Below are 25306 nucleotides of genomic sequence, written 5' to 3' on the forward strand. Positions count from 1 at the left end.
GAATCCGGAGGCCGAGCGAAGTCGAGGCCATTTTGATTTACTGGCAAAGAAGCGGATATACAGATTAATTATTCTGCTTGTGAAGATTATCAAATCCAGATACTTAATATTTATTCAAGCTCAGATTTTCTTCCGTCTCCGGTCTTCCAAAGGATTCCCAAGATTTAATTCCTGTAGTGGCAGAATTGCCTAAAGTCAGTATTTTTATAACCACATCCTTACCTTATGAACATTCAATCCTTTTTTGAACCCGTTGAAGATTTTCTTCAAGAAAAAAAATATCCAGAAAACTCCTTTTTCCATCAGATTCATATTCATTCAGAAAATTTCCCTGACCTAAAAGGGATTCAAATAGCACTGATAGGAATCAAAGAAAAACGTGGAGCAAAGTATTCGGAAAGTATCGAAAGAGGAAGTTCAGAAATTCGTGAAAAGCTATATTTCCTTAAAAAGAGTCTGGTACCCTATCGCATTGCAGATTTGGGAGATCTGATTTCCGGCAATTCGCTTAATGACACCTATCAAAACATGCGACAAGTCGGAGAGGCACTGATGAAGCAACAAATCCTGCCAGTTTACTTTGGAGGATCCCATGATTTGGATTATGGACAATATTTGTCCTATCAAAAAATGAAAAAACTGGTTAGTTTGGTGACGATAGATGCCAAGGTGGACATGGAGGAACTTGGCCCGGAAGATGACCGTCACACCCAAGAGATCGTTTTACACCAGCCAAATTTTCTTTTTTCATATACTCATCTTGCCTATCAGAGTTTTTTGGTCGATCCCACCTTGATTAATGTGATGGAGAAGCTCTATTTTGATCATGTGAGATTAGGGCAGATCAGAGATAATTTCAAGGAAACTGAACCACTGATCCGGGATGCCGATTTGTTGAGTTTTGATCTTTGCTCCATTCAATCTGCTGATGCACCCGGGGCAGTTGATGCGCAACCTTTTGGATTGACTGCGGAAGAAGCATGTCAGATTTTTTGGTTTGCCGGGATGAATGAGAAGCTGAGTTCTATCGGACTCTATGGATATGATCCTTATTTTGACGATGCTAATAATAAGTCGGCAAAAGTTGCCGCCGTGATGATTTGGTATTTTATCGAGGGCTTTTATTCCAGAAAGGACAGTTTATCATTTAAAAGTGCTGATTATATCAAATACACGGTTTCATTAGATACCAAGCCAAATGTTCTCGTTTTCTATAAAAGCAAAAGAAGTGGAAAATGGTGGATGGAGATACCTCACAATGAAACATCTCGCTTTGATCGTGTGAGTACAGTTCCATGCAGCTATTCAGATTATCAGCTGGCGCAAAAAGGTGAAATACCCGATCGCTGGATCAATGCCCAGATTAAGCTGTATTGATGAAGACTTATACCAAGCAACAACTTGCACTGAGAAATGGTCAGGACAGACCGGAGATTTGGGTGGCATTCAAAGGGGTGATTTACGATGTTAGTATCTCTAAATTGTGGAAAAAAGGGATGCATTACGAACACTGGGCGGGTCAGGATTTGACCGATGAATTAGTAGATGCTCCTCACACTGAAAAAGTATTTGAAAAGTTTCAGGCCATTGGCCAACTTGCTTCATCATGATATTAATTGCAGACAGCGGTTCCAGCAAGACAGACTGGAGAGTAATCCATAAGGATGGCAAAATCAGTCAATACCGGGGAGTAGGATTCAATCCTTATTACATGACTGCCGAGGAGATGGCGATTCAGATGCGTCATGACTTTCTGGTTAATCTCGAAACTGAAATAGAGGAAATTTACTTTTATGGAGCAGGTTGTTCCTCTCCGGATCGAAATAATGAAGTTTCGAGCGCACTCCGCACGATTTTCAATCATGCTCAAATACATGTAAATCACGATCTTGCTGCCGCGGCACATGCTACCTGCGGTCATCAAGCAGGGATAGCTTGTATCCTTGGTACAGGGTCCAACAGTTGTGATTACGATGGCAAAGAAATCATAGCGACCCGACCGGCAGCCGGTTATATTTTAGGTGATGAGGGTGGGGGATGTTATGTTGGCAGGCAGTTTTTGATAGATTTTATCCATGAAGAAATGCCCGTAAAGATTCGTGAAGCGGCGATTGAGCGGTTTCATATCACTCAAAATATTATTCAGGACCATGTGTATCGGCAGCCGTTTCCGAGCAGGTACATGGGAAGTTTTTGTCGATTTATCACAGAAAACAAAGCTGATCCATACTGTTTCGGTTTGTATTACAATTCCTTTATGGATTTTTTCAAAAAGCATATTTTCAAGTATCATGATTTTAAAAACAAGCCTGTAAATTTTGTTGGTTCGATTGCATATTACAACAGTGATATTTTGAGAAAAGCCGCCTCGGATGCTGGAATTCAAGTCAATATTATCATCGAAAGTCCGATTGCAGGACTGACACTTTACCATCAGGAACTACTATGAATATGAAAGTCACTGAAAGCAGTTCTGAATATGAAGATTTGGAGAAAATGGATAGCACCGAACTTCTTCAAAGTATCAATGCGGAAGATCATAAAGTAGCTCCGGCAGTTAAATTGATCATTCCTGCTATATCGGCGCTTGTAGATCAAATTGTGCCCCGGATGAGAGAAGGAGGCAGGTTGTTTTACATCGGTGCAGGGACAAGCGGAAGACTTGGGATTTTGGATGCCTCCGAATGTCCACCGACTTATGGAGTTCCTCATGACTGGGTGATTGGACTGATAGCAGGAGGAGATGCAGCCATTCGCAAGGCAGTAGAAAATGCAGAAGACGATCCGGATATGGCTTGGAAAGACATCCAAGAACATGGATTTTCTGAATTGGATACTGTAATCGGAATAGCGGCCTCAGGTTCTACACCCTATGTCGTAGGAGGTGTAAAAACAGCACGAGAGAATGGCTTACTCACAGGTTGCATTACATGTAATCCAGATTCTATTTTGGCAAGAGCTGTTGAATTTCCCGTCGAAGTAGTCGTAGGGCCGGAGTTTGTCACAGGAAGTACACGAATGAAATCAGGTACCGCACAGAAGCTGGTATTGAATATGATCTCAACTACTGTTATGATCAAGCTAGGCAGGGTGAAAGGGAACAAAATGGTGGATATGCAGCTTTCCAATGCGAAACTAGTCGATCGAGGGACAAAAATGATCATGGAAGCCACAGGTCTGGATTACCAATCTGCCAATGATTTATTACGTTCAGAAGGATCTGTCCGCAATGCCACAGAATATTATTACAAAAACAAGGGTTGATCTTTAAGAATATTTTGTATCGGGTGTAGAAATTCAGTCTTCTTAGACGTATCTTTATGCCCCGATTAAGCGTTTGTAGTTCATGTGCTTATGATTTTATTTTCATAGGCCATACCTGCCTGACGGCAGGCAGGTGGAATCTCGCAAGATGAATCTTCATTTCAGTGATTGACCTGTTTGTCTTGCTCAATTTCAGACTCTTAATTTTATACAATTAACTACAGCAGTGATGCTGCATACTATGAAAAAAAACAATTCAAGAAAGCCGTTTTTTAACGACGATCGCAAAGATTCCGGCGCTTCAAAATCAACCGGAAAATCAGATTTTTCATCAAGCGGACCCCGCTTCGATAAGGGAGAGGGTAAATCCTCTCCAAAAGGAAAATCCTTCGGAAAGAAGGATGATTCCTTCAGTAAGCCTTCCTTCGGCAAGCGTGACGACTCCAAACCTTCCTTCGGGAAAAAAGATGATTCCTATAGCAAGCCATCTTATGGTAAGCGAGATGATTCCAAGCCTTCCTATGGTAAAAAGGACGATTCTTATGGAAAGAAGTCTTTTGGAAAAAAGCCGGATTTCAAATCTGATTCCAAGCCATCTTACGGAGATAAGCCAAAAGGTCGATTCTTTAATTCGGATGATAAGGGTGCTGATAAGTCAGGTTATGGAAAGCGTTTTGGATCAGGAGATTCTGAGCGAAAGCCGTTCGGAGATAAGCGCTTCGACAAAGGTGAAGGATTCAAAAAGAAGTTTGAAAAAAGAGACGGAGCTGACTATCCTAAGAAGTCATTTGGCGATAAGCCTGAAGGATTCAAGAAAGAAGGTTTTGCCGGAAAGAAGTTCGAAAGACGTGAAAGCTCTGATTCTCCCAAGAAAACTTACGGTGATAAGCTAGATCGTTTCCCTAAAAGAGATTCTGATGAGCGCAAGTTTGGAAATGAATCCAAACCAAGAACTGAAAAGCCCTCATTCAAAAAAGATTTTTCAGCCGATCAGACTCCAAAGGAACATAGTGAAAGACTAGTCTACAAAGGAAGAGGGCGTGATCAAAAGCCCGTTTTCGCTCCCGAGCAACCAAAATATAACGAGGAAAAATTCTCGGAAAAGCGTGGATTTGGTAAAAACAGACCTAATCGCCAGGAATTGGATATTGAAAGACCGGATTATAATTTCGATGCCTTACCGGCCCGAAAAGTTAAAGGTAAAGAAGAATCAGACTCTTTCAGATTAAACAAATACATATCAAACTCTGGAATCTGCGGACGAAGAGAAGCAGATGACCTGATTGCAAAAGGCTTAATTACAGTCAATGGACAGGTAATTACCGAGATGGGTTATAAGGTCAAAAAATCAGATCGAGTGGTCTATCAAGGTAAAAAAGTCAATCCCGAAAAGCCTGTTTATGTATTATTAAACAAACCAAAAGATTTCATTACTACGACCGACGATCCTATGGAAAGGAAGACCGTGATGAATTTGGTGGGAAATGCCTGTGAAGAGCGAATCTTCCCGGTTGGAAGATTGGATAGAAATACGACTGGCTTGTTACTATTTACCAATGACGGCGAACTGACTGCCAAGCTCTCTCATCCATCCAATGAGGTTAAAAAAATCTATCAGGTAACCTTGGATAAGCCATTGACGCTAAACCATGAACTGGAAATCAGAGCAGGATTGACTCTCGAAGATGGTGATGTCACCGTAGATGATATGCAAGTGTTATCGCTCGATAGAACAATTTTAGGACTGGAAATACACATCGGACGAAATAGAATAGTAAGAAGGCTTTTTGCCCATCTGGGATATGAAGTCACTGCACTTGACCGAGTGATTTATGCCGGATTGGATAAGAAGGACCTGAAGCGAGGTCACTACCGCTTCCTTACCGAACAGGAAGTGATTCGATTAAAATTCTTCACTTAATAATAGCAAGGGCTCCTAAATAGGGGCCTTTGATGATTTGGACCGTTCTGGAAGAATATCATTTTCCTCAAGGAATTTGTAACACCATTTCTAAAAAGTTCAACACCTCCCGAAACCGCTACGCTCATCGGGACTAAAGCTTCGGGCCCGCAAAGGCAGGGTTGACATTCGCTATCTTGACCTTCTTTTCTCTAGGTAGGGCTACGCCACGCCTGTGCGCATGTGGCGTAGCGCACAAGTATTCAGAGGTCCGACCCTGCCTACCGGACAGGCAGGCACTTCGAGGTCATTTGTTTGATCATTTCTATTGTCATTCCCGACCCCTGATAAGGGGTCAAACTTTTCAATACCTGTGCGCCGTGGCGTAGCCGCGGGTGAAACCCGTGGATTTAGAAACAACGATACGATCCCCGCGACCCCGGAGGGTGTCGAACCTTATTCATCACTTTCCTAAAAGTTCAACACCCTTCGGGGTTGTTATTTTTTGTCGTTTACATTTTTCCCCCGGTCTTACCGGGGGCTATTGAAAGGTTAGACGGCTTCACCGTCTTTTTCTTATAAATCCGATTTGCCAAAATCCCATATTCTTTAAGCTTTGACTTAAATTTCTGACCCCGACAGGGCTCCAACATCGCAATACCTGTGCACCGTGGCTTAGCCGCGGGTGAAACCCGTGGATAACGGTACATATGATAGATTCCCCACGACCCTGCCTTTGCCGGCAGGCAGGCCTGAAAGGGCCGAACTAATCCTTAAACCAATTGTCATAATCATCCAAAATTTCGAAATTCATATAATTCATTTTTCACCAAAACCTGATTTTTATGGGAACGCACACGCAATTGATTTACCACATTGTCTATTCCACAAAACACCGCGAACCAACAATCATCCAGGAAGATAAAAAGCGGATGTTTTCTTTTATCCACCAACTTCTCACCAATAAAAATTGCCATCTCTATCGGGTCAATGGTGTGGAAGATCATCTGCATATTCTTACTCATGTTCATCCCACAATCGCTATTTCTTCCTTGGTGAAGGATATCAAATTAGCTTGTGATGACTTCATAAAACGAGAAGGGATTTTTCCAAAATTTAAAGGTTGGCAGGATGGCTATGGAGCCTTTTCAGAGTCCATAAAGTCAAAGGAGCGATTGATCAATTATGTCAAAAATCAGGAGGAACATCATAAAAATGTGTCGTTTTTAGACGAATACAGGGCATTGTTAATCGAACAAGAAATTGAATTTGAAGAGAAATTTCTTTTGTAGTTCAACACCCTTCAGGGTTGACATTCGCCATCTTGACATTCAATTCCCTAGGTTTCACCTAGGGTTATTGAAAGGTTCGACCACTTCGTGGTCAATGGTTTGTTCCTCCCTCTTGTTTAGATTCCCGACCCCTGATAAGGGGTCAAACTTTTCAATACCTGTGCGCTACGCCACAGGCGCACAGGCGTGGCGTAGCCACGGGTGGAACCCGTGGATTTAGAAACCACAATACGATCCCTGCGACCCCGGAGGGTGTCGGACCTTATTTCCATCTGGGATTCAGAGGCCATCAATAGGAATGCGGCTTTAGCCCATTCCTCTAAGAATTATAATCACAATCAGGCTTTAGCCAAAATTCCAACTGACAAAGAAGCGGAAAATCATAAAAAATAATTTGAAGTTCAGTGATTTAGGTTAAAACCTAAAACAATTCCTAATCCGCCAATTTGGAAATCTGCAACCAGAATTCCTCAATCTTAAGTATTGCCTCTAGAAATTCCTCCATTTCCAATGGTTTCTTCACATAGCTATTTGCATGGTGTTCGTAAGCGAGATTTACGTCCTTTTGACTGGAAGAAGTCGTCAACATGATCACCGGAATTTTTTTGGTGGAATCGTTTTGTTTGATCAATCTTAGGACCTCATGTCCATTATAAATTGGGATATTAATGTCAAGAAGAATCAAGTCGGGTTTTTGAACATCAGTATATTGTGCTCTTTGGAACAGGAAATCCAATGCTTCTTGGCCATTTCTTACAACACTGATTTCGGTTTTGATTTTACTCTCCTCGAAAGCATCCAGTGTGAGGATTATGTCTCCTTCATTGTCTTCTACCAAAAGTATGTGGGCGGGTTTCATCAATTTATTTAAAGTTATAGGGTGATTTGAAAGATAAATGTGGAGCCAAGACCTGGTTGAGATTCGACCCAAATCTTTCCTCCATGGTGTTCTACTATTTTTTTGCAGACTGATAGACCAATTCCGTTACTATCTGTGCTGTTCCCAAGAGTTTTGAAAATCTTAAAAATCTCATCCAAATGCTGCGCGGGTATTCCGATTCCATTATCAATAATCCTAAATTCTATCCAATCATCGTAGGATTTGGCTGAAATTTTTATCTCTACTGGTTTGTCACTTCTGTATTTTATTGAATTGCTGATCAGATTAGTGAGTAGTCTCTTGAATAGAATTGGGTAGACTTGAATTTCTTCAACATCCAAATCAAGTGTGATTTTCCCTTTCAATTTGTTGATTTCCAGGTCAAATTGTTGGACAACAGATTTGAAAATGGGCTCCAATTTGACTGTTTCAAGTTCTTCCTGCAGTTTTCCTGACCGTGAATATTCCAGCAGATTATCGATAAGCCGACCTAATTCTTGGGAGGAAGAACGAATAACCTCAAAATAATTTGCCCGTTTTTCGGGATCAAGCTTTTCTCCCTTCTTTTGGATTAATTCCAGCAGTCCGCTGATATTTCGAATAGGGGCTTTCAGATCATGGGAAGCCACGTAGGCAAATTCTTCAAGGGACTTATTGACTTCCTCCAGTTTTTGGTTTTGAGATTTGATCTTTTGATTGAGGCGGTGAATTTGTCCCTCCTGATCTTTTTGGTTGGTGATATCGTTTTGGATTGAGAAGAAGCCGATCAGCTCTTGGTTTTTGTCAAACATGGGCTCCATTTGGATTCTGACCATGTATTTGTTTCCTGATTTAGTGTAGTTGATCAACTCAACCTCGATTGAGGTTTGGTTTCTGATCGCAATTGACATTTTGTTTATCATTTCATTGGAGCTTTCCTTTCCCTGTAGGATATGTCCCGGTTTTTTCCCCAGGACTTCTTCCTCGGTATACCCGGTCATTTTTTCAAAAGCCTCATTTACAAAGGTTATTTTTCCATTGCTGTCTGTGATGATGACCGCATTGCTGGTCTGTTCGGCAATCAAAGCTAACTTCTGCAATTCTACATCTCGAAGCATTCGCTGATGTATATCTCGTGTGGTCACAAGGATATTCACGGACTTCCCAGATAGATTGAGCGGCTTCAGATTAGATTCCATCCAGCGATGAGTTCCATTCCAAGTTTTGAATTTGAATTGAATCAGATTTGGTGTTTGCCCATTTTTTATTTCCTCGATTGCTTTAAGCCATCGTTTTTTGTGAATGGGATCTGGGAGGCGATCTGTTAAATTCATTCCCACCAGACGCTCCTCAGGGAAACCAGTTATTTCAACTCCGGAGGGTGAACAGTATTGCATCTTCCCCTCCATATCGATGATGGAGATCATGTCTCTGGAATTATTTGCGATCAATTCAAATAAAGCGCTCTGTTTGTCGTGCTTCGTATGAAGTGCCTCCAAAGCATTGTCCGAAATTTCCAAAGCTCGTTCCATTCGGCTTGCCTTAATCATATCGATGAAGACCAATACCACTCCTTGAATTTCATTTTTCTGTGTTTTGAAAGGGGAAATCTTTAAAATGTATTCTCCATCCCTGCTATCCGTAATCTGAGTTTCAAAGGGAACAAGGTTTTCAAAAACTGTTTCAATGTGTTCCATGAAATTATCCAGCTGAATCTTGCCCCGAAAGTGGCTGATATTCCTACCGATATCGTGAGGAAGCAAATCCAGAATTTTCTTTATCGCAGGTGTGAATCTTCTAATATTAAGGTTAGTGTCCAGGAAAAGTAGGGCAATTTCTGTACTTTGAATCAGGTTGTTCAGGTCATTGTTTGATTCGGATAGTTCAACTATTTTTTGCTGGAATTCTGCATTGACAGTATAGAGTTCTTCATTGACAGATTCCAGTTCTTCATTAGAGCTCTGGAGTTCTTCATTGGCAGCTTGAAGTTCCTCATTACTCGATTCGAGTTCTTCTATAGTGCTTTGAAGGTTTTCCCGATTGATTCTAAGTTCACGCTCAAGTATGTTGATTTTCTCCTTGGAGGCAAAACTAATATCAATTTCCTCAGATGGTGATAAGCCGCCAGCGCTTTCCTCTTGCTCAAATGTGGCAATCAACTGTTTCAGACCTTCAACAAGCTCTGTCTTTCGGACTAGAATTCGGAGTTGTTTGTCGGCATTATAGAAGTTTTTCAGCGAGCCGGTAATCTCCACATGATTTATCCGAATGGGATCTCCCGTAGCTAAGACTTTGCTAGCCACCACTTCAAAGGGCAAGGCCAGAGATTCAGGCAGCATTTTCAGCACATTCATACTGATCTCACCTGCTGGGAGTGTCAGCCATCTGTGTGCATTGCCTGTGGTATGAAGCAGATTGAAATTTTCATCCGTGACCATAGAATCCGGTACATACTCTTGAATAAGCGTATTTTGGATTTCTGCAAGGAGCTTGTTCTTGTTTGAGGGAGTGGAAGATTGTACTGCAGTGACAATCGAATTATCGACCAATTCAGTGGGTGATAAAGCTCTGCGACTGGAGTTGCGTAGTTGTTGTACTACTTTCTTATTTTCTCGATTTACAAATACCTTGTGCTTTTTATCCACCTCGATGAAGTTATCGATGGCATCGCCCAATGACTCACTGGATCCCAAAAACAAAAAACCGCCGGTCTTCAATGAATATTGGAACAGCATAAAGAGCCGCTGTTGTAGTTCGTTATTGAGATAGATCAGAAAATTCCTGCAACTGATCAGGTCAATTTTATTGAAAGGTGGGTCTTGTACCACATTATGCGCAGAGAATATGATCATCTCCCGAATCTCTTTCGAAATAGTGAATCCTTTGCGCTGAGGAATAAAATACATGTTCAGGTACTCCGGAGGGATTTCGGAAGAAATACTCTCTGGAAAAATCCGGTTGGCTGCCTGTTTGATTGCATCCTTATCCAAATCTGTCGCGAAAATACTGACCTCATACTGGAGTTTGTTGATCCGCAGATGATCCTTTATTAGGATTGCAAGCGTGTAAGCTTCCTCTCCCGTGGAGCAGGCTGGCACCCAGACACGGATGGATTTGGTTTCTTGATTGTTTTCAATGAGTTGTGGGATAACCTGACTTTTAAGGTAGTAAAATGACTCTTCATCTCTGAAAAACCGAGTCACGCCGATCAATAATTCCTTGGAAAGAAGTGTAGCTTCCGAATTAGTTTCCCTAAGGTACTGGAGGTATTCCTCCATTTCTGGAAATCCCAGTAGGCTCATTCTTCGGGCAATACGCCGGGAAACGGTGGTGTATTTGTATTCGGTGAAATCCACACCGAGCTTTTTATAGACAGTTTGAAGAATCGCTGCGATGAGAGATTTGGAATCTTTGGATTCCAGTTTTACCCCAATCAATCCCAAATTGTAGGTAAAGTAAGAATCTAATTCCTGATGCATCTCTTGAACAGAACAAACCTTATCTACTGCACCTGTGAGGATGGCACTTTTGGGCATGCCGTCAAATTTGGCGGTGTCAGGACTTTGTGCGAGGACAAGACCACCTTTTTCTTTGATGAATTTGATTCCTTCTGAGCCATCGCTGCCGGTACCGGATAAGATGATAGCGCAAGCTTTTTCGTGAGCCTGCTCTGCCAAGGAGTTTAAAAATGTACTGATAGGGAAGCTTAGTTTTCTGTCCTCCTTTTCACTGAGTATAAATCTACCCTCTTGAAGTTCCACAAACTTTTTAGGTGGATTGAGGTAGATTTTGCCTTTTTCCAAAATCATGTCGTGCTCAATGATGAGAATGGGCAGCCGAGTATGCCTAGCCAGCAATTCATCCATCAGGCTCTTGTGATTGGGAGCTAAATGCTGGATCAGGACATAGGAAAAATCTGAGGGAAGCTTTGCATATTCAAAAAATAATTCCAACGGCTCTAGACCACCGGCAGAAGCACCAATGCCAATAATCGGGAAATTATAATTCATAGGTTAAGCGGTTATTGGGTGGGTGAAGTAGAATGTGGACCCTTCGCCGGGTGTAGACTCAAGCCAAATTTTTCCTCCCCAAGATTCTACATTTTTCTTCACAATGGACAAACCTACGCCAGTACCACTGTACTCGCCCCGATTATGAAGACGTTGAAATATCACAAAGATTTTCTCGAAAAATCGTTGATCGATTCCAATTCCATTGTCTTGAATAGAAAACAGCCATTCTTCAGGGTGATCCTCCACTTTGATCTGAATTTTTGGGGGTATGTCTTTTTTAGAATAGGTGATTGCATTGTCCAAAAGACAATGAAAGGTTTGGGTGAGTGAACACTTATTGGCAAGAATTGTGGGTAATTGGTCTGCTATAAATTGAACACTTTTTTCTAAAATTATCTTGTTCCGGGAAATTAAGTAATCATTTAGTAAATCTTGAAGACTGACTACTTCCACCTCTTCGGAGTATCTTCCTGCATTAGAATGATTCAGAAGTTCTTGAATTATTTGTCTCATCCGATGGGCCCCTTCAGTGGCAAAGGAAATGTACTGATGGGCTTTTTGATCCAGTTGATCTTGGTATTTGGAGGATAACTTATCCAGAAAGCTGCTTATCATTCGTAGTTGCTCCTGTAAGTCATGAGAGGCTACAAAGGCATATTCTTCCAATTCTGAATTTTTGACTTTTACTTCTGCTATTGACTTATTCAGCTCGTTATTTGTCTTTCGAATAGACTCAAGCAGCTTAACTTTTTCTTTTAGGGTGGAATCCAACTTAGAAAAAAAGAAAGGAATCATTAAAGTCATCATTGCGGACAGAAACAGGACATTGGAAGAAATGGCTATCCAAGCGCCCACAACACTTCCCTCCTCAGGAAAGGTTGAGATTAGGTTGAAATGAAGAATGAATCCATAGATGATACAGAAAACAAGTGTTAGTGAAAACGGTAAATAGGGATTTTTGTCAGGGAAAAAGAGTAACATAAAAATGGTAACACCGAGCAGGTACACCAAACCTGGACCAAAACTTCCTAACTCGATCAAAAGAATAAATGAAGCAAGAAAAAGTAAAAATATCAACAGGTATTTTCTGGCGGATACCGCAATCCCCGGGATGTATGCGATGAATATCAGCATCACAAAAACAAACAAATCAAACCCTAAAATTAAATAGGACTCAGTCTGAAGACAGATAATCACTGCTGGGATAATTGTAAGCAAACTGAGAGGTGTCAGAGCAAAGATACTTTCTGCGAATATTACATCACTCCAATAATTGAGAGAAGCGGTGTCCCCATCTTTTGAGATGCAGTTTTGCACTACTTTACCTCTCAATTTTGTCACTAATTGCATTATAGATTTTCTTTTATTTCAAGTTGATTTTTCCGGCTTTTTGGAATTGTAAAGAAGAAATGCGAGCCTTCTCCTGGTGTGGATTCCAGCCAGATTTTTCCTCCCCAGGATTCAACTTGTTTTTTCACAATGGACAATCCAATTCCACTTCCTGCATATTGATCCCGATTGTGCAATCGCTGGAAAATGATGAAGATCTTATCAAAAAACATAGGATCTATACCGATTCCGTTATCTCGGATGGAGAAGATCCATTCGCTTAGGGTTTCTTTTACGCTTAGCTCAATCTTGGGAGGAACTCCATTCCGCGAATATTTGATGGCATTATCCAATAGGCAGTGGAGGGTCTGAGTTAATGGAGCCCTATAACTTTCGATTACTGGGAGAGTAGAATAGTCGATAATGGCTGACTTTTCATCGATTACCTTTTTTCTCAGCGATTTGTAATCGCTTATTAGCAAATCAAGATTGACTTTGGATATTGTTTCATTAAATTTTCCCGCCCTTGAATATTCGAGAAGATCAAGAATAATCTGCTTCATCCGCTTGGCACCATTGGTCGCAAAGTGAATGTATTGATGAGCTTTATCATCAAGCTGTTCCCCATATTTTCGCTGAAGTTGATCCATAAAACTTGTTATCATCCGCAAAGGCTCCTGTAAGTCATGAGATGCTATAAAAGCAAACTGTTCCAACTGCTCGTTGGTCAGTTCTAGATCATTCGCATATTTTTTTAGAGATTCATTTAAGCTAAGCAACTCTTCCTCATGCTTCTTCCTGTCCGAGATATCTGTCATAGCTCCGACCATTCGAATGGCTTTGCCTTTTTTATTTCGGACGATGACTCCTTTATCTACCACATAGCCGATTTCTCCATCCTCTTTGAAGATTCTATATTCCAATTCCCATCTTAATGTTTCAGGATTTTGCAAGGCGATGTCAATACTTTGCTTGATTTTAGGGAGATCTTCGGGATGGAATTTGTCTTTCCAGAAGTCTTCTTCATCTAATGTTTGGGAGGAGGCAACGCCAAAGAATTTTTCTATCCCCTTACTTCTGAAATAGGTTTTATTTTCGATGTCCCAATCCCAAATGGCGTCATTGGTCGCTTCAGTGACTTTCTCAAACCGTTCGTTGGCTTGGAGAATTTGTTCTTCAGCCAGTTTTTTGTCTGTAATATCTCTGAAGAAAACACTAATTCCTTCAGGAGAAGGATAGCCATTCGCTTCATACCATTGGTTATAGGGAGGGAAATACTCCTCGAAATGAACAGGAGTTTGGGTATCAAAAGCCCGTTTGTATTGCCTAAAAAACTCAAGTTCCCCCGCTAGGGGAAATTTTTCCCAAAGGTTATGTCCTACCAAATCCTCTCGATTGATACCAATGATTTCCTCAGCCTTTTTGTTCCAATAGGTGACGTTCCAATCTTTATCCAAGGCAAAAAAGGCGTCACCGATTCGTTCCAGGATACTTTTTCGCTCTTGGAAGGCATTTAACAAGTCTTTTTCTGTTTTTTTACGTTGCGTAATATCCCTTATGAAAGCACAGAAAAATTCTTCACCTTCCTGTTTAATTGGGATTACTGTTAGTTCAATCGGAAATTCCTCACCATTTCGACGAAGAGCTGATAAATCCAGCAGTACATTAATTGCTTTCCCTTCTCCTGTTTTTAGATAGTTTTTTAATCCTTCGACATGGTACCTACGGAAGGGTTCTGGAATTATTATTTCGGATAATGGTTTTCCTATCACCTCTTTTTCTTCCCACCCAAAAATTACTTCTGCTTGAGTATTCCAGAAGGTAATAGTTTCGTTTGTATCAATAGATATAATGGCATCCAATGCACCATTCATGATAAGCCTTCTTTTTTCCTCACTTTTTGCAATTTCTGCATTCGCGTTTTTGCGCTGCGTAACATCTACAAAGTATACAGAAATACCGGTAGGTGTAGGATAAATGCTTTCCTCAAACCACGCATCCAAAGGAGCGTAATAAAATTCGAATTTTCTGGCCTCAGCTGTATGCTGAACCTTTCTTAATTCATCTTCGAATAGCGTATTTCTTAAATCTGGAAATTCCGTGAACAGGTTTTTACCTATAGTTTTTTCTTTTTTAACAGCTAATAAATTGGCACAGCTAGAATTCATGTAAGTAAAATTTAATTCACCATCTAGTGCATAAAAAGCATCGCCGATACTTTCAAGTATATTGTTTTTTTCTTCGAAGGCTTTAAGAAGTCGCTGGTCGGCTTCTTTCCGCAAGGAAATATCCCTAAAAAAAACTGTGATCCCTTCTTCTGAAGGATAGGCGTTTATTTCCAGCCAGGTTCCATAGTAGTCTTCGAATGTTATAGCCTGGCCAGTCTGGAGTGCTTTATGATAATTGGTATAAGAAGGGAGTGAAACCGCATCCGGAAAGACTTCCCAAAGATTATTTCCGATTAGCTGATTTCTTTTTATTCCTATAAGCTCCTCTGCTGCTCTGTTCCAATAGGAAACGATAAAATTTCGATCCATCGTAAAGAAGGCATCTCCGATACTTTCCAAAATCCTGTTTTTTTCATCCAGCGCTTTAAAGATTTTTTCATCTGCAATCTTTCTATTAGTCACGTCAAATCGGATTGCCAAGTATTGAAAGGGTTTATTATTTTCATCCAAAAAAGGGACGATAGTTGTATCTACCCAATAATAAGAACCGTCCTTCGCTATGTTTTTTATTTCACCTCTCCAGACATTACCAGAGGCAATGGTTTTCCATAGGTCAACAAAAAATGATTTTGGGTGATGGTTGGAATTAATGAGCTTGTGTGTTTTTCCTATTAATTCCTGTTCTGAGTATTTTGATATTTTACAGAAATTGTCATTGACAAATGTGATCACTCCTTTATCATCAGTAAAGGCTACAATTGCTGATTGATCTAAGGAAAATTTATAGTCTTCGAGTGTTTTTAGACTTTTTTGTAATGTTACCTCATTGATCTTTTTCTTGTGGATATCCTGAAAGCTTCCAAATGTCTTGACACTTTTGCCATGGATCCGCTCGCTTTTACCTATACATCTGATCCAGCGATCATTTCCTTTTGCAGTTTTTAAAAAGATTTCGAGATCAAATTCCTCTCCGGTCTTAATGAGCTTTTCCATGGAATTTTGAACTTGAATTTGACTCTCTTCCGTCAAAAATTCTAGTCCTTTAAAATTCGAAGCGTTGTAGTTTTCGTCCACTTCCAAAATTTCTCTGATTATTGGAGACCAATACATGGAATCTCCATTCTTGCTCAGTAAGTCAAGTTCCCAACTGCCGACAATAGCCATCCTACTGACTTGGTTTAGCAGGTCCTCCTTCTTTTTTTCTTCAGTGATATCCAGTACCAAAGCATTAAAAACTACCGTTCCATCTGTCATAAATTCAGGAGTTCCATAGCCAGCATGAAGACGGATTGTGCCATCTGGCATCAGGAATTTCCACTGAAATTTTGATTTGGTTTTACTTTTTATCGAATCCTCAATTTGCTTTTGGATTCGCTCAAATTCACCTGTTGCTTTGATTTGACTCCAAAGCAGGTTTATGTCGTTTTTGATTTCTTCAGGCTCAAATCCAAATATTTCTTTGGATCCTTTACTGACATACTTCATCGAGTCTGTGCCGTCAGGGTTAATTAGATACTGTACTACCACTCCCGGCAAATTGTCTGCTAATGACACGAGTCGATTTTCAGATTCTTTCTTTTCATGAATATCTTGAAAGCTACCAAATACCCTTATGCACTTTCCATCCAAAAACTCGCTCGAACCAATTGTCCTAACCCACAGCTCATTGTTTTTAGCTGTGACCAAGACAGCTTCAAAATTGAAAGATCCGCCTTCATTGATGCACTTTAAGAGATTTTCCCTCACCATTTCACGAAAATCTTCCCGGTAAAAGTTTATGCCACTAGTTACATCCGGAATGAAAGTTTCAGGATCAGTTTCATGAAGCTCATGGACCATTTTGGACCAATAAAGTTTCTCTTCAGTACGGTCGACTTCCCAGCTTCCGATTCTTGCCAGAGAAGAAGCTTGGGAATTAAGTTCTTGGAGTTTTTTTTCTACGGTGATGTTCTTAGCAGAAGCATAAATCAACCCTTCTTCCATCATGGAGTTGCAATTCCAGCTTAACCAGATGATCTCCCCTTTTCTATTCAAAAAACGGTTTTCAAATTTGTAGGCTGACTCCTTGATGCCCATATTGGTATCCGCAATAGTGTTCTTTTTATCCTCTGGATGAACCAAGTCATCAAAGGATAGGTTGAGAAGTTCTTCTTCACTGTAGCCCAGCATTTCACTTCCTGCTTTGTTAATTTTCAGGAACCTTCCCTTAAAATCAAGCAAACAAATAATATCCGGTATGGCTTCAAAAATATGGCTAAGATTTGTCTCCAGTAGCTTTATTCGCTGCTCTTCTTCTTTTTGTTGGGTGACATCCTGAACCGTTCCTTCCAAAATAATGGGTTTGCCTGATTCATCCTTGACAAGACGCGCCAGTTCGTGGACCCATTTAATAGTTCCATCCGGAAGAACAATACGATGGATAAAGTCAAGCTCTTTTCCTCCTTCAAAAGTTGACCTTTGCGCAACTTCAAAGGCCTTTTTGTCATCCGGATGGATTGACTCATAAAAATTCTTGAAACTGACATCAAAAGTTGATCGATCTCTTCCCCAGATTTTAAAAATTTCTTCAGACCAGGTAAGGATATCCGTATCCAATTCTTGTCTCCAATAGCCTAGTTTAGCTATAGATGAAGCTGCTTTAAGCCTAGCTTCAGATTCTTTGAGAGCTTGAACTTGCCGTTCCTCTTCTGTGACGTCCTGACAGACAACGACCATGCATTTTTTGTCTGCGAAATCGACTTTGTGTCCGTAGATCTTCATTCTGATTAGTTCGCCGGACTTTTTTTGGTGGGTGAAAACACCAAAGTATATGTTCCCGTCCTGCTGGGAAATATTGGCATGTGCGGACAAAAGAACAGGAATTTCTTGCTTTGGACGAAGGTCTTTAGGAGTAAGGCGCAAAAATTCCTCCCGGGAATAGCCATAATGATCTATTGCCGCCTGATTGACATCAAGTATTTCATAAGTTGCCAAATCATAGACCCACTTTGGAAATGGGCTCAAGAAAAATAAGCTGCTATAATCAGTAAGGGTGGAGGGCATTTTATTAGTAAATGAAGGGCTTCAATGATGCTAAAACTAGAAAGAGCGACAATAACAGAGTCCGTTTTGTCATTAGTCTATCTCAGTGAGAAATCAGAAATATTTTCAATTCAAAAACTCAAGTTGGAACAAGCTGATTACTATATTCAGAATTGTAATATTATCTGAGTAAACTGGGCCAGAAGGTACTCTGGATTTTTGATGTTGATTACCAAATACTTAGATGAAGGTAGGTATAATTTTTTATTGAGACTAATTCCGTCTTTTGAAAAGTGAAAGGCTGCGCATTTATGTAAAGGAAAGGAAGCCAAAAAACTATATTTCAAATACCTTTCTTTGCTTACCAAAACTAATTATTTATTGTTATTGGTTTGGCCTTTTAAAAATCCTTTAAGGTTTTGAGTAATTCCCGCTTTGTCAAAACCCCTCCTTTTCTCCAAAGTATCTTCCCCCTTTTAAAAAGAATGTAATGGGGAATTGATCGAACGGCAAATTGCTGTGCCATTTGTGGGTGCTTGTCCACGTTGAGTTTGAGAAGTTTTATTTTCCCTTTTAAGTCTGCCAAAACTTCCTCAAGGATTGGATTCATAGTCTGACAAGGTCCACACCAGTCCGCATAGAAATCCACCAATATGGCATCTTGACTTTTGGAAATGATGTCTTTTGGGTTTTTCTTGGGCATATTCGAGATGTTAGACACGAGACACAAGATGCAAGATCAAAACACTTGAGATTATAAAAAAAGGCTGCCTTATTAAAAAGACAGCCTTTGAAGAGCACTTTGTACTTAGGGATTAATTACGATTTGGAGCTCCTGCAGGAGGAGTTGGCATTGTCAGGCCAAGCTTAGCTATTACCAATTCAGTGAATTTGTCCTCTTCCTTGGTGTAAAGCAATACCGGAGATTGACCTGCAGTCTCCGCGAAGATGTGCGTGTAATTGTTTTCAGCAGCTACCGCATTGATCGCATTGATTACTTTAGTCTGTACCGGCTCAAGCAATTCTCCGAGCTTTCGCTGATAAGAAACTTGAGCATCTTGCTCATACTTCTGAAGGTCATTCTGAAGCTTAGTCAATTCAGCTTCCTTAGCTGCTCTTGCTTCTTCAGTCATAGTAGGTGCGGCTTGCTGATAAGCTTGCACTTTTCTTTGGAAATCTGCTCCCTTTGTTTGGATGTTTGTTTGCAGCTGAGTTTGATAATCCTGGATATCTGCTCCGATTTGCTCCATTTCTGGCATCAGGTCCATGATAAATTCCACACTCGTATAGCCGATTTTCACATCTTGGGCCTGAGCTGCAAATCCTACGAATAGCAGTGCTAATGCGGATAGGATAACTTTTACTTTCATATGTATATAATTTGTTTTTAAGTGGCGATATGGAATCTCGCCGAGTTTATTTCCATCTAAATTTGAGATGTTCAAATTCTTGCTCGATTTCATCATTTGTGTTCTGTTTATTTGTTGTCTTCAATTCCCAATTCATCCAGGACAAACTCAGAATAGTCGTGTCTTGGATCACTATAAATTATTGCCGATGGCCCTGCAGCTTTGTCGAATAGCATACCTAAGTTATTTCTTCTCGACACTCGCTCTATGGCTTCGTAGATCTTAGACTGTAAAGGCTGAAGCAGTTCTGCCTGCTTTTGATAATACATGCCGTCGATTCCAAAGATCCGACTGTTGAATTCTTGAGAAGCCTTTTGCTTCGCTTTGATTTCACTCAGCCTTTGCTGGTACATTTCTTCTGTCAATAATACCTCCTCAGCCTTTAGCTGAGAAGTAAGTTCTTTAATTTCCTGATCCAAACTTTGTGCCTCTTTCTTCCAATCAGAGCCCAATTGGTTTAACATATCTTGAACAACTTTGTAGTCCGGATGCTTATTCAAGATGTATTCTGAATCTATATATCCTACCTTTTGAGCTGTTAAAGTGCCACCTTGTATCAGAAAGAGCAGCAAAAGTACAATTTTCAGCGATTTATTCATGTCTTGATTCAGTTTTCAGTAGTCATTATTAAGATAAAGCAACACTTTATTTTTTGCATAAATTAACCAAACGAACAACTGATCACAAGATTATCTAAACTGCTGACCAATGGTGAAGTGAAATTGTGGACCGCTCCGCTGCAATGATCCAGGCATTGGATCAAACCCATAACCCCAGTCTACCCCTAAAAGGCCGAATGCCGGCATAAATATTCTTGCTCCAACTCCCGCTGACTTTTTCAAATCGTATGGGTTATAATCTTTATAGGATCCCCAGTTGTTTCCAGCTTCAGCAAAAGCCAACAAGAATATCGTAGCCGAAGGGTTTGGTGAGACCAAGAATCGTATTTCTGTAACGAATTTATTATACACCACACCACCATAAGGCTCCGGGTTGGCAGTGCCTCGACTATCTCTTCCTGGTGTGATCACCTGATTTTCGTAGCCTCTTAGGCCGATAATTTCTTGGCCTAAGGCAAAGTTGTTAAAGGTCATACCATCTCCACCCATTACGAATCGCTCCAAAGGAATGATTCCGATTTTATTGCCATAGGAACCAAGGAAGCCCATGTGTGCCCGTGCACTCGCCACCCACTTGGTAGAACCGAGGAGTGGGGTGAAGAATGATGCGTCAAACATCCATTTATGGTATTCTAGCCAGTTATATTTTTGCTGGTCCGTGGATTCGCCGTTGATATTCGCATTCAAAGATGAATAGGGTGGAGTAAATGCCCCGGAAAGCATAATGTTCGAGCCCTGTCTTGGATAGATCGTGTTGTCGACGTTGTTTCTTGCAATGGTAGTATTCAAAGTCAAACTTTTGGAATTACCGGATGGATAGCTTAGACCAAAAGAGGTTCCAAACTGATCGAATTCATAGTTTTGAAACTGAATCGAGTTGCTGATACTGAAAAAATCATCCGGCCACTTCACTCGCCTAGCCATGCCTAAGGTTACACCCGTGATCTTAAAGAATCCCAAAGAATTCCCGAAGTTGTTGCGGTTGAAGAAATCGACTTGTCTTTGAATGGAGTGATTGAAAGAGAAACTTAAAGCATTAGGTTTTTTACCTCCAAACCAAGGTTCAGTCAGTGACAATGAATAGTTTTGGAAGGTTTGACCATTGGCTTGTACACGCAGTGAAAGCTTCTGTCCGTCACCTACTGGAAGCGGATCCCACTTGCTGAAGTCTCCTATGTTTTTTACAGAGAAATTATTGAAAACCAGACCAACTGTACCTACGAATCCATAGAATCCACCCCAACCTCCGGATAGTTCTATTTGATCATTTGGCCGCTCTTCCAGTTCGAATGTGATATCCACTGTAGCTGCTTCAAAGTTAGGTCTGAGGTCAGGATTGATTTTTTCCGGGTCAAAGTATCCCAGAGTAGAAAGCTCACGAATAGTTCTTACCAAGTCTTTTCTACTAAACTTTTGACCAGGTAGAATTCGGATTTCCCGCATGACCACGTGATCTGAAGTTCTGTCGTTGCCTTTGATATTTACGCTATTCACGGTGACCTGAGGACCTTCCATGATTCTCATTTCCATATCGATCGAGTCGCCGACTACGTTGATTTCTACTGGATCGATGTTGAAAAATAAGTATCCGTTATCTTGATAAAGTGAACTTACATCATCTCCCTTTTGAGGATCGTAATTCAGGCGTTTGTCGAGTTTTTCTTTATCGTACACATCTCCTTTTGCGATACCTAGTCGTGCCTGAAGCACCTCACTTTCGTGTATGTAATTACCGGTGAAGGTGATGTTTCTGTAATAATATTTTCGACCCTCCTCTACCTCAATGTCAACATTGATTTTGTCCTGAGCAAAGCTGTAAACAGAGTCAGTCAAGATTTTAGCATCACGGAAACCCTTCGTGTTATAGAAGTTGATGACACTTTGCTTGTCATTTCTATATTCCTTGGGGATGTATTTTGATCCATTGAAAAAGTTGAGTTTGAAGTTTTGGTTGATGTAACTTTTTGCTGCCTCCTTTGATACTGTATCGGTATGAAAGATTGAATTTTTCACACTTTCAGCATCAGCATCGCTAATTCTTGTGTAAATGTCCTTGAAGATCGCTACTCGCGCATGCTCCTTGGTTTTCTTCATCTTTCCTTTCAATGCACGATCAGAAAGTTCTTCGTTTCCATAGAATTGGACTGCATTGATTTTTACTTTGGAGTTGATATCGATGTCAAATCGAAGTTTCACACTGTTTGGGAGGGTGGTATCTCTATCCTGATAAATTTTGACATCAGTATTTAAGTATCCTTTATCCAGGTAATATTTTTCAATATTTCTTTTTGCAGTGTTAAGTACATCATCGCGAACTACCCGACCTCTGATGTTGACTTTATCCCGAAGTTCACCCTCTTGGGTTTTATTTATTCCGTTAAATTCCACTACTGAAAATCGAGGGCGCTCTGTTAGGTCAAGAAGGAGGTAGATATCATCTTCTTCGATTTTGGTGACCAGGATTTTTACATCTCCGATGATTCCCTGCCGCCACAGTTTTTTCAGTGCATTGGATATGGCATCTCCAGGGACTTCTATCCGATCATCGACTTTTAAACCTGATAATGAAATAATCGCAATTTCATCCAGAGTGGTCAAACCGACTGCTTTAATTTCTGCAATTCTGAATTTTTGCGGCTTGGCGTAGTTCAGTTCCAGAATATCGATTGGTTTGGTAGAGGCATAACGACTTTGTCCCAATCTGATTTGAGAAAAGGCCGAATTGGACCCAATTAAAAACAACAGAATAATTAAAATTCTCTTCATATAATTATTATTTGACCTAAAAAGGTCATTTGGAATCTCTCATGTCGCTCCCCGAGAGCTATCGGGGGTATATGCCTCAGTTCGAGGTTTATTGTCATGTTTGATTCCTTCAATTCCTTAAGATTTAACTTGCTCGCCGGTTTTCCCGAATCTTCTTTCACGTTTCTGATAATCTTCTACTGCGGCATAAAGGTGCTCTATCCTGAAATCAGGCCATAATACTGGTGAAAAGTAAAGCTCAGTATACGCTAGTTGCCAAAGGAGGAAATTACTTATTCGATACTCCCCACTTGTTCTGATCATTAGTTCAGGGTCAGGAATACCGGCAGTTTCCAAATGATCTGCAACTGTTTGCTGCGTAATGTCTTCAGGCTTTAATTTTCCTTCAGAGACTTTTTGAGCAATGCGTTTGGTAGCTTGAGTAAGTTCCCACTGTCCACTATAGCTAAGTGCCAATATGACGGTGAGACCAGTATTGTTTTCTGTTTGCTTTTGAGCTTCAATTAATTTCTCGTAAGCAGAATTAGGAAGGCTTGATACATCTCCAATTGAAATCAGCCGGATGTTATTTTTCATCATGAGCGAAATCTCATCGATGATCGTTTTAACCAAAAGTTCCATTAGGGCTCTTACCTCGTCTTGAGGCCTGGACCAATTCTCCGTGGAGAAGGAGAAAAGGGTTAGGTATTTAATACCTAAATTTTCAGCACCTTCGATCGCATCTTTCACAGCCTGGATAGCGTGTCGATGTCCGAATATTCTCATGGCACCTTTTTTCTTTGCCCAACGGCCGTTGCCGTCCATGATTATTGCGAGATGTCTGGGGATGTTGGTTAGGTCTGGTTTTTCCTTCATTCCAATGGATCGGGTACCTGCATTTTTAGAGGTACAAAAATGCTATTTCTTTTCCAATATTCAGTCCTAGCCTTTAATTAATTAATAGGCATAGCACTTTACATTGCCTATTGTATAGCTGATCGTAAATCCGAGGAAGTAGTACCAGTCTTTAGTATTTGGGTTACCAAAGTTGATTCCAAATGGTGGGACTTGCCCTGTCGCAGGATCAACTGCTTGCTGATATCTTGGAATCGCCGGAAGGCTACTGTCAATTTTGTCTAGGTAGTCTGTCATCGTTGGCCTGAAACCTAATTCAGCAGCCAACATCCATCGATCATCCAATTTGTACTTGATCCCACCTCCAAAAGGTATCACGACCGAGCCTAAATTATATCGCTCTGAAAACAAAAATTGGTAGGTATTTCCTTTCATCAAGAAATGCGAATATCCTAATCCAAAGAATGCGTAAGGCGACCATCTAAACTCTGAATCGTTCCGTAGAAAGTCCAGAAAATTAAACTCCATCACTGCACTGCCTTCAATGACTCCACCTCTGAATCTTGCGTCTCTAAATCTTGCCGCAGGATCCAAAGGCCTGAGGCTATCCTCAGACTGAAGTATTGAAGAGCTAATTGCTACTCTTAAGCTCCATACATTATCAAAATTTCTCTTGCCAAAGAACGTGCCTTGAAGCCCGATCTGTCGGGGATCAATTTTTCTATTTATTTCTCCGGATGTGGTTGCTAAACCTAGTCCTGCACCTACTTCATATTTTTGAGCATGGACTGGGATAATATACCCCGTAAATACAAGCATTAATAGAAGTAAGTGTCTGATAACGTAAAAATTGACTTTTTTCAAGACGATGCAAGTTATGAAGTACCTAACGTTTAAAAAACGCTCTTTTGTATTTCACGGGTTAATAATTGTTAAGCTTATTTTTGGGTTTTTATTAGTTTCTCATGTCAAAACCCCAATTCAATTTTTGCCTTAGGGTATCAAAGAAATGGTAATGTGGCAATTTGACCAATTTTGCCGAAAAGAGTTCCTTTTTAACACTGAGTTTTACCTCCGAGGAGATGGAAGTTGATCGCGAATCGAGTGAAATCAGGAATTTATCGGTTCTCCCTTCGATCTCAAAACTGACTTCACATTCATCTGATACTATAATTGGTCTGACATTAAGGTTGTGAGGGCTCACAGGAGTGATAACAAAACTTTTAGCACCCGGCGTAATTAAAGGCCCTCCACAGCTTAATGAATATCCCGTAGAACCTGTAGGGGTGGAGACGATCAATCCATCTGCCCAATAGGAGTTGAGGTATTTTCCGTCAATGTAAGTGTGCACGGTAATCATTGAAGAGGTGTCACGTTTGTGTATCGTGAATTCATTTAATGCAAAATTCAATCCATTGAAAAGTTTACGACTTGACTGCAAGGAGATCAGTGAACGAGCTTCTATTTGGAAGTTTCCTCCGGCAAGATGTTCTATTGCCTCACCAATTCGATCTGTGGCAACTGTGGCCAGAAATCCCAATCTGCCAGTATTCAGTCCTAAAATGGGAATTTCTAAATTTCCGACTAGGCATACAGCATCCAGTAGCGTACCATCACCTCCAATCGAAATTAAAAAATCGACTTCTCTTAATTCGTCTTGATTTTCTATGACCCAATAGCTTAGGGTCTTTTTCCCGGTCATTTTCAAAGCTCGATCAAGTGGCTCAGTGACAAGAATTTCGATATTATGCTTAGCTAATTCCTTGAAAAGTAGCTCAATTTCAGCGATATATTCTGCCTTCAAAGTCAGGCCATGTAGGGCGATTTTCAT

Annotated in this window: 18 protein-coding genes; 7 read left to right on the top strand and 11 right to left on the bottom strand. The window is 40.5% G+C overall.

Translation table 11 applies throughout. The features are described 5' to 3' along the window. From ACK4HU_RS17855 to tnpA, 7 genes are all read left to right on the top strand, one after another. Positions 1 to 193 (top strand): hypothetical protein (locus tag ACK4HU_RS17855; RefSeq protein ID WP_409809081.1); only part of this gene is annotated, 193 nt, incomplete at its 5' end. A gap of 32 nt (positions 194 to 225) precedes the next feature. Then, entirely contained in the window at positions 226 to 1377 is a 1152-nt protein-coding gene (locus ACK4HU_RS17860; protein ID WP_409809083.1) for a formimidoylglutamase, read from the top strand. Further along, complete coding sequence (locus ACK4HU_RS17865) at positions 1377 to 1610, top strand: cytochrome b5 domain-containing protein (protein ID WP_409809084.1); 234 nt, start codon at positions 1377 to 1379, stop codon at positions 1608 to 1610. The genes ACK4HU_RS17860 and ACK4HU_RS17865 overlap by 1 nt, the downstream gene beginning before the upstream one ends. Beyond that, positions 1607 to 2449: an N-acetylglucosamine kinase gene (locus tag ACK4HU_RS17870; RefSeq protein WP_409809085.1), complete on the top strand. Its 843-nt coding sequence runs from the start codon at positions 1607 to 1609 to the stop codon at positions 2447 to 2449. The genes ACK4HU_RS17865 and ACK4HU_RS17870 overlap by 4 nt, the downstream gene beginning before the upstream one ends. Positions 2450 to 2451: 2 nt before the next feature. Next, positions 2452 to 3264, top strand: coding sequence for an N-acetylmuramic acid 6-phosphate etherase (gene murQ / locus ACK4HU_RS17875; protein WP_409809086.1), 813 nt, complete (start codon positions 2452 to 2454; stop codon positions 3262 to 3264). A 241-nt stretch (positions 3265 to 3505) separates the two neighbouring features. After that, on the top strand, positions 3506 to 5185 hold the full coding sequence (locus ACK4HU_RS17880; protein WP_409809087.1) for a pseudouridine synthase: 1680 nt from the start codon (positions 3506 to 3508) through the stop codon (positions 5183 to 5185). A gap of 824 nt (positions 5186 to 6009) precedes the next feature. Continuing rightward, positions 6010 to 6456, top strand: a complete 447-nt coding sequence (tnpA, locus tag ACK4HU_RS17885) for an IS200/IS605 family transposase (protein ID WP_409809088.1) — start codon at positions 6010 to 6012, stop codon at positions 6454 to 6456. A 433-nt stretch (positions 6457 to 6889) separates the two neighbouring features. On the opposite strand, the gene ACK4HU_RS17890 is transcribed toward tnpA, so the two are convergent. The 11 genes from ACK4HU_RS17890 to ACK4HU_RS17940 all read right to left on the bottom strand — a co-directional run bounded on the left by ACK4HU_RS17890 (position 6890) and on the right by ACK4HU_RS17940 (position 25306). Continuing rightward, a complete protein-coding gene (locus ACK4HU_RS17890; RefSeq protein WP_409809089.1) occupies positions 6890 to 7315 on the bottom strand; it encodes a response regulator in 426 nt (141 codons plus the stop codon). A 14-nt stretch (positions 7316 to 7329) separates the two neighbouring features. Beyond that, positions 7330 to 11325 (bottom strand): CheR family methyltransferase, encoded by a 3996-nt coding sequence (locus ACK4HU_RS17895; RefSeq protein WP_409809090.1) that lies wholly within the window; start codon positions 11323 to 11325, stop codon positions 7330 to 7332. Positions 11326 to 11328: 3 nt separating this feature from the next. Beyond that, positions 11329 to 12678, bottom strand: a complete 1350-nt coding sequence (locus ACK4HU_RS17900; RefSeq protein ID WP_409809091.1) for an ATP-binding protein — start codon at positions 12676 to 12678, stop codon at positions 11329 to 11331. Beyond that, entirely contained in the window at positions 12678 to 17867 is a 5190-nt protein-coding gene (locus ACK4HU_RS17905; RefSeq protein WP_409809092.1) for a PAS domain S-box protein, read from the bottom strand. The genes ACK4HU_RS17900 and ACK4HU_RS17905 overlap by 1 nt, the downstream gene beginning before the upstream one ends. A 379-nt stretch (positions 17868 to 18246) precedes the next feature. Beyond that, the gene (trxA, locus tag ACK4HU_RS17910; protein WP_409809093.1) at positions 18247 to 18549 is read right to left on the bottom strand and encodes a thioredoxin; all 303 of its coding nucleotides are present in this window, start codon (positions 18547 to 18549) and stop codon (positions 18247 to 18249) included. Between the two features lie 112 nt (positions 18550 to 18661). Continuing rightward, positions 18662 to 19216 (bottom strand): OmpH family outer membrane protein, encoded by a 555-nt coding sequence (locus tag ACK4HU_RS17915; RefSeq protein ID WP_409809094.1) that lies wholly within the window; start codon positions 19214 to 19216, stop codon positions 18662 to 18664. 107 nt (positions 19217 to 19323) lie between these two features. Then, positions 19324 to 19854 (bottom strand): OmpH family outer membrane protein, encoded by a 531-nt coding sequence (locus tag ACK4HU_RS17920; RefSeq protein WP_409809095.1) that lies wholly within the window; start codon positions 19852 to 19854, stop codon positions 19324 to 19326. A 90-nt stretch (positions 19855 to 19944) separates the two neighbouring features. Next, positions 19945 to 22641 carry an outer membrane protein assembly factor gene (locus tag ACK4HU_RS17925; RefSeq protein WP_409809096.1) on the bottom strand — a complete coding sequence of 899 codons (2697 nt, stop codon included), beginning with the start codon at positions 22639 to 22641 and terminating at the stop codon, positions 19945 to 19947. Between the two features lie 117 nt (positions 22642 to 22758). After that, on the bottom strand, positions 22759 to 23496 hold the full coding sequence (locus tag ACK4HU_RS17930) for an isoprenyl transferase (protein ID WP_409809097.1): 738 nt from the start codon (positions 23494 to 23496) through the stop codon (positions 22759 to 22761). Between the two features lie 81 nt (positions 23497 to 23577). Further along, entirely contained in the window at positions 23578 to 24339 is a 762-nt protein-coding gene (locus ACK4HU_RS17935; protein WP_409809098.1) for a DUF6089 family protein, read from the bottom strand. Between the two features lie 91 nt (positions 24340 to 24430). After that, entirely contained in the window at positions 24431 to 25306 is an 876-nt protein-coding gene (locus ACK4HU_RS17940) for an NAD kinase (protein ID WP_409809099.1), read from the bottom strand.

The sequence above is a fragment of the Algoriphagus sp. genome (assembly GCF_046296635.1).
Taxonomy (GTDB): domain Bacteria; phylum Bacteroidota; class Bacteroidia; order Cytophagales; family Cyclobacteriaceae; genus Algoriphagus.